The following is a 17,415-nucleotide window of genomic DNA, read 5'->3' on the forward strand; positions in this document are numbered from 1 at the left end:
CAGGTCATCCATCGCATCGCAGTGAGTCTCATGAAAAAACCCCACAGCGCTGGCGCAGGCCAGATTCGTATTATCGGCGGCCAGTGGCGCGGCCGAAAACTCCCGGTGCCGGACAAACCGGGACTGCGCCCCACCACCGATCGGGTACGGGAAACTCTGTTCAACTGGCTGGCGCCGCACATTGCGCAAGCACGCTGCCTGGATTGTTTCGCCGGCAGCGGCGCCCTCGGCCTGGAATCCCTCTCCCGCTACGCCGCCAGCGTCCTGCTGCTGGAGATGGATCGCGACGTGGCACGCCAGTTGCAAAATAATCTTGAGACGCTGAAAAGCTCACAGGGGAAAGTGGTGAATACCAATACGCTGGCGTTTCTCGCCCAGCCGGGAGAGGGCTACGATGTGGTATTCCTCGATCCGCCGTTTCGTAAAGGGATGCTCGAAGAGACGATAAACCTGCTGGAAACCCGCGGTTGGCTGGCTGAAAACGCGCTGGTCTATATTGAAAGCGAAGTGGAAAACGGCCTGCCCGACGTCCCCGCCAGTTGGTCGCTGCACCGCGAAAAAGTCGCCGGCCAGGTCGCTTACCGTCTCTACCTTCGCGATGCGCAAGGAGCAAATCATGTGGATTAATCTCGGGCGCCTGCTGATGCTGCTGGTATGGGCCTTTTTCGTACTGAATGTGCTGCAGCCATTCCCCAAACCGCTGAATATCTTCATCAACGTAGCGATGATTTTTATGGCAATCATGCACGGTCTACAGTTGGCGATGCTGAAGGCCTCAATGCCGAAAGACGGCGCCCCCCTCAGCAAAGGCCAGCAGGCGCGTATATTCCTGTTTGGCGTCTTTGAACTTTTGGCCTGGCAGAAAAAACAGCGTCACTGAGGCGCATCCGCGGCAAAGCTGACAAAGCGCGTCCCTTTGCTGCTCAGGATGCCCTGTTCGCCCACGGTAATCTGATGATACTGGCTGGCGGTAACCCGAAAGGTGCTGTCCAGCCCGCCGCTTTGCGGATGAAAACTAACCTCGTAGCGCATCGCATCTTCCGGCGACGTGACCTCGCGCTGGCGCGAGCGGCGATCCACTGCCGGCCTCTCACGTTTTCCGGCAACCACAACCCGCTTGTGTACCAGCGGCGCGGCGTCATTTTCCGCGTTCTGGCGGCGCTGCTGCACAAAACGAAATGAGGCGGCGACCACGATCACCGCCACGACAATCACAAAAATAAGAGGTGGCTTACTCATCCTCTGTGCTCCAGGATAAAACGTGCGGTTAAGCATATCCGTAGCCGCTAAGCGTTGTCATCCTGCACTATTGCCCACTAGACTGAGGGGCAGGTCCGTACGCAACCGCGCGTACGATACGATAACGAATTCAGGGATTTATTATGCTTTGGTCGTTTATTGCTGTCTTTTTTTCCGGCTGGCTGTACGTTGACGCCTCCTATCGCGGCCCTGCCTGGCAGCGCTGGGTGTTCAAACCGATCACCCTGATCCTGCTGCTGATGCTGGCCCTGCAGGCGCCGACCTTCACGATCCTCAGCTACCTGGTGATTGCCGGGCTGTGCGCCTCTCTGGCGGGAGATGCCCTGACGCTGCTGCCCGGTCAGCGGACCATGTATGCCATTGGCGCTTTTTTCCTCTCGCACCTGCTGTATACCATCTGGTTCGCCAGCCAGATGACGTTCTCGTTTTTCTGGCCGCTGCCGCTGGTGCTGTTGATCATCGGAGCACTGCTGGTCGCCGTCATCTGGAGCCGCCTCGAAGAGTTACGCTGGCCGATATGTACGTTTATCGGCATGACGCTGGTGATGGTGTGGATGGCCGGGGAACAATGGTTCTTCCGCCCGACAGATACCGCGCTGTCCGGCTTTATGGGCGCTTCGCTGCTGCTGCTCAGCTATATTGTCTGGCTGGTGAGTCACTACCGGCGCCGCTTTTCCAGCGATAACGCGATTGTTGCCGCCTGCTACTTCGCCGGCCATTTTCTGATTGTGCGAGCGCTTTATCTGTAAATACCGACAATACCAAAACCCCGTCAGGTCGGGGTTTTGGTCTCTGAAATAGCTGCCTTGCGACCTGTCTCTTGTTCCATCGCATTACAACGTATACCCGCAACAATTTAGTCCTTGACTCTGGAGTCGACTCCAGAGTGTAACATCGGTAATGAGAAAATTATCATTACCGGAGGGCACGATGGCGGCTCCACTCTCTTCAGATAAAAAAGTACCGCAGTTTGCGGCGGCCAGATTAAAACCGATATCCGCGCCAGACGGGGAATGCGGCTGCCCCGGTGATTGCCAGACACCACAGGACAGCGCGCCGCAGCCGCCGCTGGGGGAACGGTATAGCTGGCAGGTCGCCGGTATGGACTGCGCCGCCTGCGCCCGTAAAGTGGAAAACGCCGTGAACCAGCTTTCCGGCGTCAACCGGGTACAGGTGCTGTTCGCCACAGAAAAACTGCTGGTGGACGCGTCCCGGGATATCCGTCAGGAGGTGGAAAGCGCCGTCAGCGCCATCGGTTACCGGCTACGCACGACCGATGCGCCCCGTATCCCGGACGACACCCCGGCCTGGAAAGAGAATCTGCCGTTAATCGCGCTAATCGTTCTGATGGCCATTAGCTGGGGGCTGGATCAGTTCAACAATCCGGCCGGTAATCTGGCTTTCATCGCCACGACGCTGGTCGGCCTGTGGCCGATTGCCCGCCAGGCGCTGCGGCTGATACGCAGCGGTAACTGGTTTGCGATTGAAACCCTGATGAGCGTAGCGGCTGTCGGCGCGCTGTTTATCGGCGCCACGGCGGAAGCGGCAATGGTGCTGTTGCTGTTTCTGATCGGCGAACGCCTTGAGGCCTGGGCGGCTAACCGGGCGCGGCGCGGCGTTAGCGCGCTGATGGCCCTGAAACCAGAAGTGGCGATGCGCATTCGCGACGGGCAGCGGGAAAGCGTCGCCCTTGCCGAACTGCGCCCGGGAGACACGATAGAGGTAGCGGCCGGCGGTCGCCTGCCGGCGGATGGCACTCTGCTCAGCGAACAAGCCAGCTTTGATGAAAGCGCCCTGACCGGCGAATCCCTGCCGGTAGAGCGCCGCCAGGGCGACAAAGTGCCGGCCGGCGCCACCAGCGTCGATCGTCTGGTCACCCTGGCCGTGATATCCGAACCAGGCGACAGCGCCATCGACCGTATTCTGCGCCTGATTGAAGAGGCGGACGAACGCCGGGCGCCGATTGAACGCTTTATCGATCGCTTCAGCCGAATCTACACGCCGGTGATCATGGTTATCGCCCTGCTTATCGCCATTATTCCGCCGCTGCTGTTCGCCCAGCCCTGGGAGCCGTGGGTTTATAAGGGACTGACGCTGCTGCTGATCGGCTGCCCCTGCGCGCTGGTGATCTCCACCCCGGCGGCGATTACTTCCGGTCTGGCGGCCGCCTCACGTCGCGGAGCGCTGATTAAGGGCGGTATCGCCCTCGAACGACTGGGGCAGGTTCGCCAGGTGGCGTTTGATAAAACCGGTACCCTGACCCTGGGCCAGCCGCAGGTCACCGATATTGTCAGCGATGGCAGCATCAACGCTCAGGCGTTACTGACGCTGGCGGCGGGAGTGGAACAGGGTTCCACCCATCCGCTGGCCGAGGCGATTATCCGCGAAGCGCAGCAAAGAGGCATTACACCGCCGCAAACTTACGATCAGCGCACCCTTGTCGGTACCGGTATTGAGGCGACGATAGACGGGGCGACCATCCTGATCTGCGCCCCCGCCCGGGCGCCGCAGGGGGTTGTCGATCAGCGCTGGCAGGCGCAAATTGAGCAACTGGAAAGCCGCGGACAGACCGTAATCCTGGTGCTGCGTAACGCCGCGCTGCTGGGCGCCATCGCTCTGCGCGATACCCTGCGCCCCGATGCCCGGCAAGCCGTACAAGCGCTGCATCAGGCTGGCGTCCGGAGCGTTATTCTGACCGGCGATAACCCGCGCGCCGCAGCGGCAATCGCCAGCGAGCTCGGCATGGACTATCGCGCCTCTCTGCTGCCGGCGGATAAAGTACGCGAAGTGGATACCCTCAACGCCCGGGCGCCGCTGGCAATGGTCGGAGACGGTATTAACGATGCGCCGGCAATGAAAGCGGCCACCATCGGTATCGCCATGGGCAGCGGCACCGATGTGGCGCTGGAGACCGCCGACGCCGCCCTCACCCATAACCGGCTCACCGGGCTGGCGGAGATTATCCTGCTGGCGCGCGCCACCCATAGCAATATTCGTCAGAATATTGCCGTGGCGCTGGGGCTGAAAGGGATATTCCTGGTGACCACATTGCTGGGGATGACCGGGCTGTGGATGGCGGTACTGGCGGACTCCGGCGCCACCGCGCTGGTGACCGCCAACGCGCTGCGCCTGCTGCGGCGCAAATAAAGAGCCAGGCGGGAGTTCAGGGCTCCCGCCTGCACGACATCAATGGCTTTTGCGCACCAGATAGTGATACGGCAGGGAGTCGGTCTGCGCGGCCACCAGTTCATGTTCCATAAAGCGGCAGAAGCCGGGGATATCGCGGGTGGTGGCCGGATCATCGGCAATGATCAGTAATGTCTCCCCTACCGGCATAGTGCGTACGGTTTTGCGCACCATCATAACCGGCTCCGGGCAGCGTAGCCCCTGGGCGTCCAGCGTATGATCGGGATTGGTAAACAGGTCGGTCATAATCATCTCAGGTATTCAGAAACCGCCATAGTTTACCCCCGGTAATTTACGGCGCAAGGGACGTTAACGATTGCGTTAAAATTAACCGTTGCATCCGCGCGCTGGCGCAGTATCATGCGGCGGTTTCACCAAACAGGTCAGCGAGGCGGGTATTCGCTGGCGACGGATTGACTGGGTTCCCTCACCCCATCGAAAAAAAGGTCACAATATGACACCCTTTTCCTCCTGTCAGCGCCGTAAGGCGTTGTTCTGGCTATCACTGTTTCATCTGCTGGTGATCACCTCCAGCAACTATCTGGTGCAACTACCGATCACGATTTTCGGTTTCCACACCACCTGGGGCGCTTTCAGCTTCCCGTTTATCTTTCTGGCGACCGATTTAACTGTGCGCATTTTCGGCGCGCCGCTGGCGCGGCGGATTATTTTCGCCGTCATGGTCCCGGCGCTGCTGATCTCCTACGTGGTGTCGTCGTTGTTCTACATGGGCGCATGGCAGGGCGCAGCCGCTCTGGCAAGCTTTAACCTGTTTGTCGCCCGCATCGCCGTCGCCAGTTTTATGGCCTATGCGCTCGGGCAGATCCTCGACGTTCACGTGTTCAACCGCCTGCGTCAGCACCGCCTGTGGTGGCTGGCTCCCACCGCATCGACGATCTTCGGCAATATCAGCGATACGCTGGCGTTTTTCTTTATTGCTTTCTGGCGCAGCAGCGATCCGTTTATGGCCGCCCACTGGGTGGAAATCGCGCTGGTGGACTACGGCTTTAAGGTACTGATCAGTATTGTCTTCTTCCTGCCGGCATACGGCGTACTGCTGAATCTGCTGCTGCGGCGGCTGGCAGATAAGTCTGAAATGGCGGTACCGCAACCGGGTTAAGAGCCAACGCCGCTGGTTGTGATAAAATGGCGCCACGGGCCGTACGGCCACTATCTGAGGAAACCGTGATGTACAAACTGGTAAAATATGTTGGTATGGGCCTGCTGGTATTCGGCCTGGCCGCTTGCGATAACAGCGACAGCACCGCAGCCGGCGACGCGGCGCAGAGTAGCGCGGCATCCGGCCAGCCCATCTCGCTGCTGGACGGTAAACTGAGCTTCTCACTGCCTGCCGGTATGAGCGACATGAGCGATAAACTTACCAACCCGTCCAGTAATGTACGCGCCTACGCCGACAACGTGAAACAGAAGGCGGTGATCGTGATTATCAATGACGATGACGCCCTGGCGCTGGATAAACTGGCGGCGGATGTTGAACAGAAACAGCGCGCCCGCGATCCGCAGCTTCAGGTGATCGCCAGCAAAGATATTGAGATAAAAGGCCACACCCTGCGCCAGTTCGACAGCGTGATTTCCGAAAACGGCAAAACAACCTGGTCATCAATCCTGTTCACCAGGATAGGCGACAAGCAGGCGACGCTGCAAATCAGCCTGCCGGCCGACAATCAGCAGCAGGCGCAAACCGAAGCGCAAAACATCATCAACACCATCGTCATCCAGTAACTCAGGGTAGCGAAACGGTCTCCGGCTGCTGAGGCGGAGGCCGTCTCTTCAGGCGCCAGCAAAGCGCCAGCGCCACGCCCACCAGCCCGGCGGCCGCCAGATAAATCATTGATACTCCGGCCCTGGTCATCAAGATCCCCGCCAGAGGCCCGGTGACTCCCAGCGACAAATCCATAAACACCGTGTAAGTGGCCAGCGCGCTGCCCTGATTGTGGGCCGGCACCGCCTTCACGGCGACCACGCCCAGCGCCGGGAATACCAGCGAAAATCCGGCGCCGGCCAGAAACGTCCCCAGTTGCGCGACCCAGGCCAGCGCGGCGCAGCCCACCAGCAGCAGTCCCGCCAGCTCCAGCGTGCAGCAGATCATCGCGACGTTCAGACCTCCCAGACGATTAATGCCATTGGGAAACAGCAGACGCGTCCCGACAAAGGCGACGCTGAATAACGTTAGCGTGAAGGCCGCGCCGTCCCAGCCGCGGTTGTCATAGAGTAAGGTGATAAAGGTGGCAATGACGCCAAATCCGCTGGTGGCCAGCGCCAGCGCCATACCAAACGGCCAGACCCGCCCCAGTACCGCCCGGAATGGCAGCGGTTTGCCTTTGCTGGCTTTCACCGCCGGGCGCGGCAGGGCAAATAAAATCGCCGCCAGCGCCACGACAATAATGATACCCGACAGCAGCAGCAGCCCGCCGGCGCGGTAAAACAGCACACCCAGCGGCGCGCCAATCGCCATCGCGCCATAGGTGACAATGCCGTTCCACGAGATAACCCGCCCGATATGGTGCGCCCCCACAACGCCAACGCCCCACAGCGAAGACCCCGTACCGGCGAAACTCTGACCAATCCCCAGAATCACCCGCCCGACGCACAGCAACCCGAGCGCCAGCAGCGGCCAGTGGCTGCTCAGGGCCGCCAGCAGATAGCCCACGCCGCTGAGGAAACAGCCGCACAGCCCAAAGATCACCACTTTCTTCGGCCCCAGCAAGTCAGCATAGCGCCCGGCATGGGGGCGACTGAGTAACGTGGCGAAATACTGTAGGATAATCACCAGCCCGGCCCAGAAGGCGCTGTAACCCATCACATCGTGGACATACCCCGGCAGTACCGCCAGCGGCAGGCCGATTGTCAGATAGCTGGCAAAGTTGAAGGCAACAACCGAAACGATGCGCAGATTGAGGCGCAGTCCGGTTAGCTCGGGTTCAGGGGTGGGGCTCGACATCAGGTTGACCAGCGATAAAACAACAATAGTGGGCAGTATAAACCGTTTTCCGCCGCAAAATCAGCCGCCGCCGGCGCCACTTTCAGAGTCCATGAGACAACGCAGCGGCAAACGGGCAACTACACTTGATGCACTGCGTCCTGAAACGAGACCCTCTGATGCCCTCATCCGCGCCGGAAAAACCCGGACTTCATATGCTGCTGAAACTGGCGGCGCTGGTCATAATTCTGGCCGGCATTCACGCCGCCGCCGATATTCTGGTCCCGCTGTTGCTGGCGGTTTTCTTCGCCATCGTCCTCAATCCGCTGGTGTCGTGGTTTATGCGCCGCGGCATGGCGCGCGGGCTGGCGATTTCCATCGTCATGGTGGCGGTGCTGGTAGCCCTGACGCTGTTGCTCGGGGTGCTGGCCGCCTCGCTGAACGAATTTTCGGCCCTGCTGCCGGACTACAACCGCATGTTGACGCAGAAAGTGCTGGCGCTGGAAAAAATGGTGCCGTTTCTACACCTGCGCCTGTCGCCGGAACGCATGTTACAGCGCATCGATTCCGACAGTCTGGTCGCCTTCGCCACTACCCTGATGACCCAGTTGTCCGGGGCAATGGCCAGCATTGTGCTGCTGATCATGACCGTGGTTTTTATGCTGTTCGAGGTGCGACACCTGCCCTACAAGTTGCGCTTTGCCCTCGCCCAGCCGCAGATCCATATCGCCGGGCTGCACCGGGCCCTGAAAGGGGTCAGCCATTATCTGGCGCTGAAGACCTTTATCAGCCTGCTTACCGGGATATTTACCGGCGCCGGGCTGGCCCTGATCGGCATCCAGTTCGCGCTAATGTGGGGCGTGCTGGCGTTTCTGCTCAACTATATTCCCAATATCGGTTCGGTGATTTCCGCTATCCCGCCCGCCCTGCAGGCGCTGCTGTTTAACGGGACTTACGAAGCGCTGATGGTGGTCGGGCTGTGTCTGACTATCCATATGATCCTGGGCAACATGGTGGAGCCGCGCCTGATGGGCCGCCGGCTGGGTATGTCCACGCTGGTGGTCTTTCTGTCATTACTGGTCTGGGGATGGCTGCTGGGGCCGGTAGGGATGCTGCTTTCGGTACCGCTCACCAGCGTGTGTAAGATCTGGATGGAAACCACGCCCGGCGGCAGCAAGCTGGCGATCCTGCTCGGTCCGGGGCGCCCGCGCCCCCGAACAGCCGGTAAATCAACGACGTCGGGAAGGTAGCCAAATGAGCAATACGCCGGCGATAATCGCCGCTATACCGGCCAGAGACCGCCAGGAAAAGGGTTCATGCCAGCCGGGAAGCCATATCGCCGCCGCCCAGACCAGAATGTAGCTCAGGCTCAGTAACGCATAGACTTTACTGAGCCGGATCTGATGCAGCGCCATAAACCAGCAACCCATCGACAGCATATAGCCCGCCAGCCCCGCCAGCAGCAACAGCGTGCCCGGCGCAAACGTCAGCAGACTGTGGAATAGCGCCCGCCACTCCGCCGCCGCCGGCAGCGTCGCCATAGCCGCTTTCATCGCCAGCTGTGCGCCGCTGACCAGCAACACACTCGCCAGAGCCCAGAAATACCCCATTATGCGGCACCTCCCAGTAGCGCAATCCCGACCACAATTAGCGCCACACCGCACCAGTGGCGCAGCGTCACCGGCTCATGCCAGATCCAGCGCGCCGCAAGCGTAATCCAGACAAAGTTCAGACTCAGCATCGGGTAGGCCACGCCGATCGGGACTGACTGTAGTACCAGCAGCCACAGCAGCAGCGCCAGCACCATCAACAGTACCGCCAGACCCAGCCACAGGGAGATATGCCGACGGCGACTGCGTCGCCCCGGCGGCCGGGTCGCCTGTTTCTGGCACAGTTGCCCCAGGCAAGTGAGCACGCTCGCCAGCATGATCCCCGCTATCGCCATCATTGCGGCAGATACTGAATAAACACAAACCGCCCCTGACGATAGACCCGATCCGGCGTCGGCAAGGATTGTTGCGCCAGATCTTCAGTGCGGGGTAAAAGTAATATCATCGACACCGCGCCCTCCTGGCGATGGGTATTAAGCCAGCCCGGAAAAGCTAAACTGTCGAGCATGCGCTCTTTCCCTTCAGGATAGTTCAGGCCATATTTCAGCTCGCCGCCGCGCTCATAAAGGTTAATATTCGGCCGCTGAAGCGCCCAGGCGATACCCGATGCTACGCCCACATTATTGGAAAAAATATAGCGGCTGTCGGTCAACTCACTGCGAACATCCTCAATAAATGCCTGCGGCTGTTTCGACGTCACCACGCTATTCGGTATCGCCGCGCCAATCAGCAACGCGACGCCCAGCGGACACAGCGCCGCCAGCGGCCAGCGCTGTTCGCTGCGAACCCGGCTGATGGCGCCGACAACGGCCCAGACCAGGAAAGCCAGCACGGCGCAGAACACTTTAAACAGTTCATGCGTGGCGTACAGAGGACGTCGCGCCAGTCCCCACGGGGATAACGCCGCCAGCACCACGACCACGCACAGCGCGCCGAACAACATATTGATGGTGCCATTTAGGCGCAGGGTGCGTGAATACTCGCTCGCCAGCGTTACGGCCTGGCGCGCCATCAGGATCGCCAGCGGCGCAAAACAGGGCAGGATATAGGTCGGCAGTTTCCCCTTCGCGATACTGAAAAACAGCAGCGGCATCACCACCCAGCCGAGCAGCCAGAACGTCCCGGGATTCACCTGACGATCGCGCCAGCCCCGCCACAGCGCGCCGGGCAGCAGCGCCAGCCACGGCAGCGCGCCAGCGATCAACACGGGCAGGTAAAACCAGAATGGCGCCTTATGCTGGGCGTCCTGCTCGGCAAAGCGCTGAATATGCTCCACCCAGAAAAAGTAATTCCAGAAATCCGGCTCCCGGCGGGCGATGGCCAGCGCCCAGGGCAGGGTTATCGCCACCGCCCCCAGTATCGCCAGCGGGCCGAACAGGAAAATCTCTTTCCAGCGCCGCTGTTGAATGACCCATGGCAGCACGCTCACCACCGGCACCGCCAGCGCCAGAAATCCCTTAGTCATGACCCCCATCCCGCAGGCAAACCCCAGCAGCAGATATCCCCCCGCTTTGCCGGCCGCCCCGGTAGCCTGGCTGGCAATCCAGAAACAGCACATCGCCGCCGTTAGCCACAGCGTAATCATCGGATCCAGTACAGCGTAGGTCCCAATGCCGTACACCAGCAGCGATGTCAGAAAAATAACGGCGGCCATCACGGCGGTGCGTTTGTCGCGCCATATTTGATACGCCAGCCAGGCGACCAGCAATGCGCTCAGGGAAACCGAGAATACCGAGCCGAAGCGCACCGCAAAGTTACTGTGGCCGAACAGCCACTGGCTGAGATTATTGATCCAGTACCCGGCGACCGGTTTTTCAAAATAGCGCAGCCCGAGGAAGTGCGGCACCACCCAGTCGCCGGACGCCAGCATCTCGCGGCTAATCTCCGCATAGCGGGTTTCATCCGGTTGCCACAGGGCGCGCCAGTTCAGGGGAACCAGATACAACAAGGTAAAAAACAGCAAAAGACCGAGGGTATATTTAGCTGACTTCATAGGTTGCAGGCTCAATGAGTTTCTGGCAGCCAAGCCAGCCTTCCCGGCCGGCCACTTCTCCGCGTACCACTTTTCCGGCAGGGAGGCTCGCGATATCCGCCGGCAGCAACTCGCCAAGCGGACAGAACTGAATCCCCTCTTCGGCAGCCATGGCCAGCAGGCCGTCAAAGGTCTCGCTGAAGGCGATCCCTTCCACCTCAGCATGAATGGTGTATACCGGCGTTCCCCGCTGCTGGTGGATTAAATCCAGTAAATAACGATTGAACGTATCCGCGGTCACCGAACTGCCGACCACTTCATCCCAGGTCGGCAACGAGACCGGAATCTGAACCGCGCCAAAGGCGCCATCCTCGAGCTGTGGCCGAAACGCGCCGCTACCCCGGCAATCGCTGTTATAGCGAAAATGGAAAGACTCTTTGGCCTGTATGACCCGCTGATCCGCCCGCCAGCCAGCGACCGCGGAACAGGTCACCGGCTCACCAGTAATCGCCTCCAGCGCCTGTCTGCCGCGGGCAATCTGATTGGTCAAATGCTGGCGATCCCAGACCCCGGCCCAGGTTTGCCAGGCAAAGTGATCCCAGGCGTGAAGCCCGACTTCGTGATGATCGGCGGCGGCGCGAATAATGTCCGCGTTACCTTCGCCAATCAGCCGGCCTGGCCAGGCGGTACCGGCTAACAGAATATCCCATCCGTACAGAGAAACCGCCTTCGAACGCAGCATTTTCCACAGAAAGGCAGGCTTCACCAGGCGCCACAAATGACGCCCCATATTGTCCGGCCCGACGCTGAAGAAAAAGCTCGCCTGAATAGCGTGCAAACTCAGGATTTCCAGCAGCCGCGGCACCCCCTGACGCGTCCCGCGCCAGGTATCGACATCGATGCGCAGGCCAACCCGCTTCATTCTGGCATTTCCGGCAGGTCGATGGTGCGCAGGAAGAAGTCCAGCGTCTCTTCAACGGTCTGCGCCATCGCCACCGTTGGCGTCCAGTCCAGCAGACGCCGGGCATTGCGAATCGCCGGTTTGCGATGCTCCACATCCTGGTAGCCTTTCCCGTAATAGCTGCCGCTCTCCACTTCACGGAATCCGGCAAACGGCGGGAAATGATGGCGCAGCGGATGGTTTTCGAAGCTGTCCAGCAGCATTTGCGCCAGTTCTTTAATACTGGCTTCGTTATCCGGGTTGCCGATGTTAATGATCTGCCCGTCGCACTGGCCGTTTTTATTCTCAATAATCCGGAACAGCGCCTCAATACCGTCGCTGATATCGGTAAAGCAACGCTTCTGGCTGCCGCCGTCAATCAGCTTAATCGGCGAACCTTCCACCAGGTTGAGGATCAGTTGGGTGATAGCCCGGGAACTGCCGATACGCGCGGCGTTGAGGTTATCGAGACGCGGCCCCATCCAGTTGAAAGGACGGAACAGGGTAAAGCGCAGCCCCTCCTTTTCGCCGTAGGCCCAGAGCACCCGGTCGAGCAGTTGTTTAGAAACCGAATAGATCCAGCGCTGCTTGTTGATGGGCCCGACGATCAGGTTTGAGCGATCTTCATCGAACTCACTGTCGGTACACATCCCATACACCTCAGAAGTGGACGGGAAAATAATGCGTTTTTTGTACTTCACGCAGTCGCGGATGATTTTCAGGTTTTCTTCGAAATCCAGCTCGAAAACGCGCAGCGGATTACGGGTATATTCAATCGGCGTGGCGATCGCCACCAGCGGCAGCACCACATCACACTTCTTAATGTGATATTCAATCCATTCAGAGTGGATGCTGATATCCCCTTCCACAAAGTGGAAACGCGGGCAGTCCAGAAAACGGCTGATGGCATCGGACCCGATATCCAGACCATAGATCTCAAAATTTTCGTCACGCAGCAGGCGTTCTGTCAGATGGTTACCGATAAAACCATTCACGCCAAGGATCAGCACCCGGGTACGGCGCTGCTGATTAAGGCCGGGCCTGGTGCAGAGAATCGCCCCATTCACCAGGCCGAGAGATTGCGCCAACTGTGTCCCTTGCATATAGACGCTATTGTCGCTTTGCCCGGCCACGATCTCCAGCGCGTCCTGAGCGCAGGCCACCACCAGCGGCGCAACCGACAATATGGTCCCCGGTTTCGCTGGTGGAAAATCATTACGCACCCGGGATTTCCAGACGGTGAACTTCGCCGCGCCGGCATAACCAAATGCCCCGGGCCAGGGTTCAGTCACCGCTCGCACCAGGTTGTGCAGCGCGGCGGCAGGTTTGCTCCAGTCCAGACAGCCATCCTCCGGGGTCCGACGCCCATAGTAGCTGGCCAGAGCATCATCCTGGGCGGTGCGCGGATAGTGGCCGGTTTTAATCACCGGCAGAATGTCATGCAGCAGTTGCCCCGCCGTCTCACACAACTTGCGATGCAGCGTCAGGGCGGTGTCATCGCCGGCAATAGCCACCCGGTGTTGAGCCACAATGTCGCCGGCATCCGCTTTGTCCGTCATGGTATGCAGCGTCACGCCGGTTTCCTGCTCGCCATTGACCAGTACCCAGTTCAGCGGCGCCCGTCCACGATAGGCCGGCAGCAGCGAGCCGTGCAGATTAAATGCGCCCATTCGGGCACTGTCGAGGAGCGCTTCGCACAGCAGATTGCGATAGTAAAAAGAGAAAATGACATCCGGCGCGCTGCGCACAATACGGTCCACCCACAGGGGGTGATTGACATCGTCCGGGGCATACACCGGGATACCGTTCTCTGCGGCCAGACGCGCGACGGAGCCGAAAAAATGGTTCTCATTGGCCGTATGCGGATGGGTATAAATAGCCTCAATGTCATAGCCTGCATCCAGCAGCGCACGAACTCCCACACATCCCATATCGTGATAAGCGAATACAACGGCCTTCATGGTTTAGTTTCCTCTTGCGATAACGCGTTTTCCTGACGAACAATCTGCTGGATGAAATAGCGGGGACGGGCGCGGACATCGTTATAAATGCGCCCGATATACTCCCCGAGCAGCCCCATGGCGACAAACTGGGCGCCAATGAACATAAACAACACGGCAAACAGCATGAATACCCCTTCCGCCGCCCACTGAGGACCGAAGGCCAGGCGCAGGACGACCAGCACTACAGAGAGCATGAAGCCCATTAGCGCAATCACGCTACCCACCACGCTGAGCATACGCAGCGGCGTGGTGGTCAGGCAGGTCACCAGGTCATACATCAGGTTAATCAGCCGCATAAAGCTGTACTTCGAATCGCCATACTCACGCTCGGCGTGATGTACCGGGATCTCGACGGCTTTGCGGGCAAAGGTATTCGCCAGGATAGGAATAAAGGTACTGCGCTCGTGGCAGTGCAGCATGGCATCGACAATGTGCCGCCGGTAAGCGCGCAACATACAACCATAATCGCCCATCTCCTTGCCGGTGGTGCGCTGGATCAGGCGGTTAATCATCCGCGACGCCAGTTTGCGAAAGCCGCTATCCTGACGGTTCTGACGCACAGTGCCGACAACGTCATACCCTTCATCGGCCTTCTCCACCAGGCGCGGAATCTCTTCCGGCGGATTCTGCAGATCGGCGTCCAGGGTGACAATCAAATCGCCGCTGACATGGCTGAACCCGGCCATGATCGCCGAATGCTGTCCGTAGTTGCGGTTAAGCATCACTGCCACCACATGGCTGCCTGGCGCCATTGCCGCCTCGCTCATCAGGCGCGCAGAGTCGTCGCTGCTGCCATCGTCGACCAGCAGAATTTCATAATCCCTGTTCAACAATTCACAAGCCGCCGTGGTACGGCGGACCAGTTCCGGCAGGCTCTCCTGCTCATTAAATACCGGAATAACAACGGAGATTTTTTTAATCGGGGGCATACTGAACATGTCACTTTCCTGCAATGTCACGCAGTGCGGTAATGACGCGGGTCGTGTCGTCATGGGTCATATCCGGAAATAGCGGGATGGAACAAATACGCGCGCTGTTCCATTCCGTATTCGGCAGGGAGAGTTGCGGCCAGCGCTCGCGGTAATATTTTTGGGTGTGGGCAGCGCGGAAATGCAGGCCAGTGCCAATACCGCGCGCTTTCAGGGTTTCCATTAGCGCGTCCCGGCTGATGCCGCAGCGAGCTTCGTCGACACGGATAATAAACAGATGCCAGGCGTGGCGGTGCGGCCATGCCGGTCGCGCCAGCGGCTGAAACGGCGTATCCGCCAGTTCATGAAGATAGCGCAGGGCGATTTCATGGCGCCGGGCGTTGAGCTGGCTGAGCTTCTCCAGTTGTACCAGCGCGATAGCGGCATTAATATCCGCCAGATTGTATTTATACCCCGGCGAAATTACCTCGGCCTGCGGCGCCCGGCCATGGGTCTGCCGGTCATAGGCATCGACCCCCAGACCGTGAAATTTCAGGCTGCGGATCCGCGCCGCCAGTTGTTCATCATCGGTCACGATCAGACCGCCTTCGGCGCAGGTCATGTTTTTAATGGCGTGAAATGAAAAAATAGCGGTTCCGCGCTGACCTACATGCCGACCGTTATAATGCGTACCGGCGGCATGGGCGGCATCTTCAATCACCGGGATATTGTGGCGCTCGCCAATAGCGCGAATCGCGTCGATGTCGCAGGGCGCCCCGGCGTAGTGGACCGGAATGATAGCCCTGGTACGCGGCGTAATCGCCGCCTCGATAGCCTGCGGAGTAACCATCAGCGTATCGCGGTCGACGTCAATCATCACCGGTTCCGCCCCCAGCAACACAATCATATTCAGCGTGGAGACCCAGGTTAAGGAAGGCGTAATTACCTCATCCCCCGGCCCGATGCCCAGCGCCATCAGGGTTACGTGCATCCCTCCGGTGGCCGAGCTGACGGCAATCGCCTGCTGATTACCGGTCAACTGACAGAATGCCTCTTCAAGCGCCTGGTTTTTTGGTCCTGTGGTTATCCATCCCGACTGTAACACATCGCTCACCGCTACCCGTTCAGCCTCACCCAGCGCCGGGCGAGAGAAAGGCAGAAATTCACTCATATTGATTATCCTTAGAGATGTATTTCATTTAATGAGTAACAAGGCCCGCAGGCCAAAAACGTATCCGCTCTTCGGGTTTACTGCTACAGCATGCGCCACTATTTTTAAATAAAGATACAATGTATCAATAACGCCATCGATGTTTCCCCGGACAAGCGCCTGGTGATGTTGAACGTAACAATCAAACCTTAGTGTAAAATTAAGATTCGGTAGTCCAGTTAAGAAAAAATAGCGAGCGTCTTTCTGAGTTCAAAAACAACTGTTTGATATGTAACAAAACATAATCAACAAGCAATTAATTTATAAATGTGTGATCGTTTATTTTTCGTTTAACAATCCATGTTCAACGGCGCACTGCATTATCCTGCCATGATAAACCGAAGGGATAATCCAGGCTTCAGCGCGTTCCTCAATAAAACTATTTCGTCAATCAGAAATAATCGTCAATTTATTAATATACGCTATATGTTATTAAATTCTCCCGAATCCGGATGGTTATTCTTTCGAACGAAACACCGCGGCGTTTTATTGTCCTGACTATAGTTATTCAGGATTGCCGGTATACAACGGCATAACACCTGACCACGAGGAGCAACGGATGAAGATCGATTTAAGCGCCAAAACGGCGCTGGTAACCGCCTCCACCGCGGGTATCGGGCTGGCCATCGCCCGCGGGCTGGCGGAATGCGGCGCAGAGGTGATCATCAACGGCCGCTCGCAGGCGTCGGTAAACCGCGCCATACAACAGCTACAGCAATCGCTGCCCGGCGTTACGCTACGCGCCGCCATCGCCGACCTGAGCAGCCCCGACGGCGTCGAAACCTTGCTCAACAGCGCGCCGCAGGTGGATATACTGGTCAATAACGCCGGGATCTACGGCCCGCGGGGCTTCTATGATACCGATGACGCAACCTGGGACCATTACTGGCAAACCAATGTCATGTCCGGCGTGCGTCTGTCCCGGGCGCTGCTGCCCACGATGGTTCAGAACGGCTGGGGGCGAGTGGTGTTTATCTCTTCCGAGTCCGCCTGCAATATCCCGGCCGATATGATTCACTATGGCGTCACCAAGACCGCTCAGCTCTCGCTGGCGCGTGGTCTGGCGAAATTTGTCGCCGGGTCCGGGGTGACCGTCAACAGCGTACTGCCGGGTCCGACCCTGTCGGCCGGTTTTACCGCCATGCTGGAAGAAGAAGTGGCGCACAGGGGTAAGTCACTGGAAGAGGCGGCCAGGGATTTTGTCATGACCCACCGTCCTTCTTCAGTGATTCAACGCCCTGCCACGGTAGAAGAAGTGGCGAATATGGTGGTGTATGTCTGTTCAACCCAGGCCTCGGCGACCTCCGGCGCGGCGCTGCGCGTCGACGGCGGGGTGGTGGACGACATTATCTGACGATGGCGGCCCGCGCAGTCTCCTGCCGGGC

General features: G+C 58.9%; 18 protein-coding genes. 8 read left to right on the forward strand and 10 right to left on the reverse strand.

Annotation, left to right across the window (positions count from 1 at the left end; genetic code table 11):
• Positions 1 to 30: 30 nt before the first annotated feature.
• Together rsmD and AQ981_RS03815 are read left to right on the forward strand one after the other, a co-directional pair.
• The gene (gene rsmD, locus AQ981_RS03810; protein ID WP_058910440.1) at positions 31 to 627 is read left to right on the forward strand and encodes a 16S rRNA (guanine(966)-N(2))-methyltransferase; all 597 of its coding nucleotides are present in this window, start codon (positions 31 to 33) and stop codon (positions 625 to 627) included.
• Complete coding sequence (locus AQ981_RS03815; protein ID WP_058910441.1) at positions 617 to 880, forward strand: DUF1145 family protein; 264 nt, start codon at positions 617 to 619, stop codon at positions 878 to 880. The genes rsmD and AQ981_RS03815 overlap by 11 nt, the downstream gene beginning before the upstream one ends.
• Here AQ981_RS03815 and AQ981_RS03820 read toward each other — a convergent pair.
• Positions 874 to 1,239: a DUF2500 domain-containing protein gene (locus AQ981_RS03820; RefSeq protein WP_058910442.1), complete on the reverse strand. Its 366-nt coding sequence runs from the start codon at positions 1,237 to 1,239 to the stop codon at positions 874 to 876. The two genes, AQ981_RS03815 and AQ981_RS03820, sit on opposite strands and share 7 nt — an antisense overlap.
• 143 nt (positions 1,240 to 1,382) lie before the next feature.
• Here AQ981_RS03820 and AQ981_RS03825 point away from each other — a divergent pair, with 143 nt between their 5' ends.
• Positions 1,383 to 2,009: a lysoplasmalogenase gene (locus tag AQ981_RS03825; RefSeq protein ID WP_058910443.1), complete on the forward strand. Its 627-nt coding sequence runs from the start codon at positions 1,383 to 1,385 to the stop codon at positions 2,007 to 2,009.
• A gap of 181 nt (positions 2,010 to 2,190) precedes the next feature.
• A complete protein-coding gene (gene zntA / locus AQ981_RS03830) occupies positions 2,191 to 4,407 on the forward strand; it encodes a Zn(II)/Cd(II)/Pb(II) translocating P-type ATPase ZntA (RefSeq protein WP_058910444.1) in 2,217 nt (738 codons plus the stop codon).
• Between the two features lie 39 nt (positions 4,408 to 4,446).
• Here zntA and tusA read toward each other — a convergent pair whose 3' ends face one another.
• On the reverse strand, positions 4,447 to 4,692 hold the full coding sequence (gene tusA, locus AQ981_RS03835) for a sulfurtransferase TusA (RefSeq protein ID WP_058910754.1): 246 nt from the start codon (positions 4,690 to 4,692) through the stop codon (positions 4,447 to 4,449).
• A 208-nt stretch (positions 4,693 to 4,900) separates the two neighbouring features.
• On the opposite strand from tusA, the gene AQ981_RS03840 reads away from it, so the two are divergent.
• Together AQ981_RS03840 and AQ981_RS03845 are read left to right on the forward strand one after the other, a co-directional pair.
• On the forward strand, positions 4,901 to 5,566 hold the full coding sequence (locus AQ981_RS03840; protein ID WP_058910755.1) for a 7-cyano-7-deazaguanine/7-aminomethyl-7-deazaguanine transporter: 666 nt from the start codon (positions 4,901 to 4,903) through the stop codon (positions 5,564 to 5,566).
• 68 nt (positions 5,567 to 5,634) lie between these two features.
• The gene (locus tag AQ981_RS03845) at positions 5,635 to 6,189 is read left to right on the forward strand and encodes a DcrB family lipoprotein (protein ID WP_058910445.1); all 555 of its coding nucleotides are present in this window, start codon (positions 5,635 to 5,637) and stop codon (positions 6,187 to 6,189) included.
• Position 6,190: 1 nt separating this feature from the next.
• Here AQ981_RS03845 and AQ981_RS03850 read toward each other — a convergent pair whose 3' ends face one another.
• Positions 6,191 to 7,408 (reverse strand): MFS transporter, encoded by a 1,218-nt coding sequence (locus AQ981_RS03850; protein ID WP_058910446.1) that lies wholly within the window; start codon positions 7,406 to 7,408, stop codon positions 6,191 to 6,193.
• Positions 7,409 to 7,566: 158 nt separating this feature from the next.
• On the opposite strand from AQ981_RS03850, the gene AQ981_RS03855 reads away from it, so the two are divergent.
• Positions 7,567 to 8,637 carry an AI-2E family transporter gene (locus AQ981_RS03855; protein ID WP_058910447.1) on the forward strand — a complete coding sequence of 357 codons (1,071 nt, stop codon included), beginning with the start codon at positions 7,567 to 7,569 and terminating at the stop codon, positions 8,635 to 8,637.
• Here the strand turns inward: AQ981_RS03855 and arnF are convergent.
• The 7 genes from arnF to arnB are packed head-to-tail and all read right to left on the reverse strand — an operon-like array spanning position 8,617 to position 15,991.
• Positions 8,617 to 8,997: a 4-amino-4-deoxy-L-arabinose-phosphoundecaprenol flippase subunit ArnF gene (gene arnF / locus AQ981_RS03860; protein ID WP_058910448.1), complete on the reverse strand. Its 381-nt coding sequence runs from the start codon at positions 8,995 to 8,997 to the stop codon at positions 8,617 to 8,619. The two genes, AQ981_RS03855 and arnF, sit on opposite strands and share 21 nt — an antisense overlap.
• On the reverse strand, positions 8,997 to 9,335 hold the full coding sequence (gene arnE / locus AQ981_RS03865) for a 4-amino-4-deoxy-L-arabinose-phosphoundecaprenol flippase subunit ArnE (RefSeq protein ID WP_058910449.1): 339 nt from the start codon (positions 9,333 to 9,335) through the stop codon (positions 8,997 to 8,999). Before arnE ends, arnF begins: the two co-directional genes overlap by 1 nt.
• A complete protein-coding gene (arnT, locus tag AQ981_RS03870; protein WP_058910450.1) occupies positions 9,332 to 10,990 on the reverse strand; it encodes a lipid IV(A) 4-amino-4-deoxy-L-arabinosyltransferase in 1,659 nt (552 codons plus the stop codon). The genes arnE and arnT overlap by 4 nt, the downstream gene beginning before the upstream one ends.
• Positions 10,977 to 11,891 (reverse strand): 4-deoxy-4-formamido-L-arabinose-phosphoundecaprenol deformylase, encoded by a 915-nt coding sequence (arnD, locus tag AQ981_RS03875; protein ID WP_058910451.1) that lies wholly within the window; start codon positions 11,889 to 11,891, stop codon positions 10,977 to 10,979. Before arnD ends, arnT begins: the two co-directional genes overlap by 14 nt.
• Positions 11,888 to 13,870 (reverse strand): bifunctional UDP-4-amino-4-deoxy-L-arabinose formyltransferase/UDP-glucuronic acid oxidase ArnA, encoded by a 1,983-nt coding sequence (gene arnA, locus AQ981_RS03880; RefSeq protein WP_058910452.1) that lies wholly within the window; start codon positions 13,868 to 13,870, stop codon positions 11,888 to 11,890. The genes arnD and arnA overlap by 4 nt, the downstream gene beginning before the upstream one ends.
• The gene (arnC, locus tag AQ981_RS03885; RefSeq protein ID WP_058910453.1) at positions 13,867 to 14,850 is read right to left on the reverse strand and encodes an undecaprenyl-phosphate 4-deoxy-4-formamido-L-arabinose transferase; all 984 of its coding nucleotides are present in this window, start codon (positions 14,848 to 14,850) and stop codon (positions 13,867 to 13,869) included. Before arnC ends, arnA begins: the two co-directional genes overlap by 4 nt.
• Before the next feature lies 1 nt (position 14,851).
• The gene (gene arnB, locus AQ981_RS03890) at positions 14,852 to 15,991 is read right to left on the reverse strand and encodes a UDP-4-amino-4-deoxy-L-arabinose aminotransferase (RefSeq protein ID WP_058910454.1); all 1,140 of its coding nucleotides are present in this window, start codon (positions 15,989 to 15,991) and stop codon (positions 14,852 to 14,854) included.
• A 598-nt stretch (positions 15,992 to 16,589) separates the two neighbouring features.
• Between arnB and AQ981_RS03895 the strand changes: the two genes are divergently transcribed.
• Positions 16,590 to 17,384 (forward strand): SDR family NAD(P)-dependent oxidoreductase, encoded by a 795-nt coding sequence (locus AQ981_RS03895; protein ID WP_058910455.1) that lies wholly within the window; start codon positions 16,590 to 16,592, stop codon positions 17,382 to 17,384.
• Positions 17,385 to 17,415 lie beyond the last annotated feature (31 nt).

The organism is Entomohabitans teleogrylli, from assembly GCF_001484765.1.
Lineage (GTDB): Bacteria > Pseudomonadota > Gammaproteobacteria > Enterobacterales > Enterobacteriaceae > Entomohabitans > Entomohabitans teleogrylli.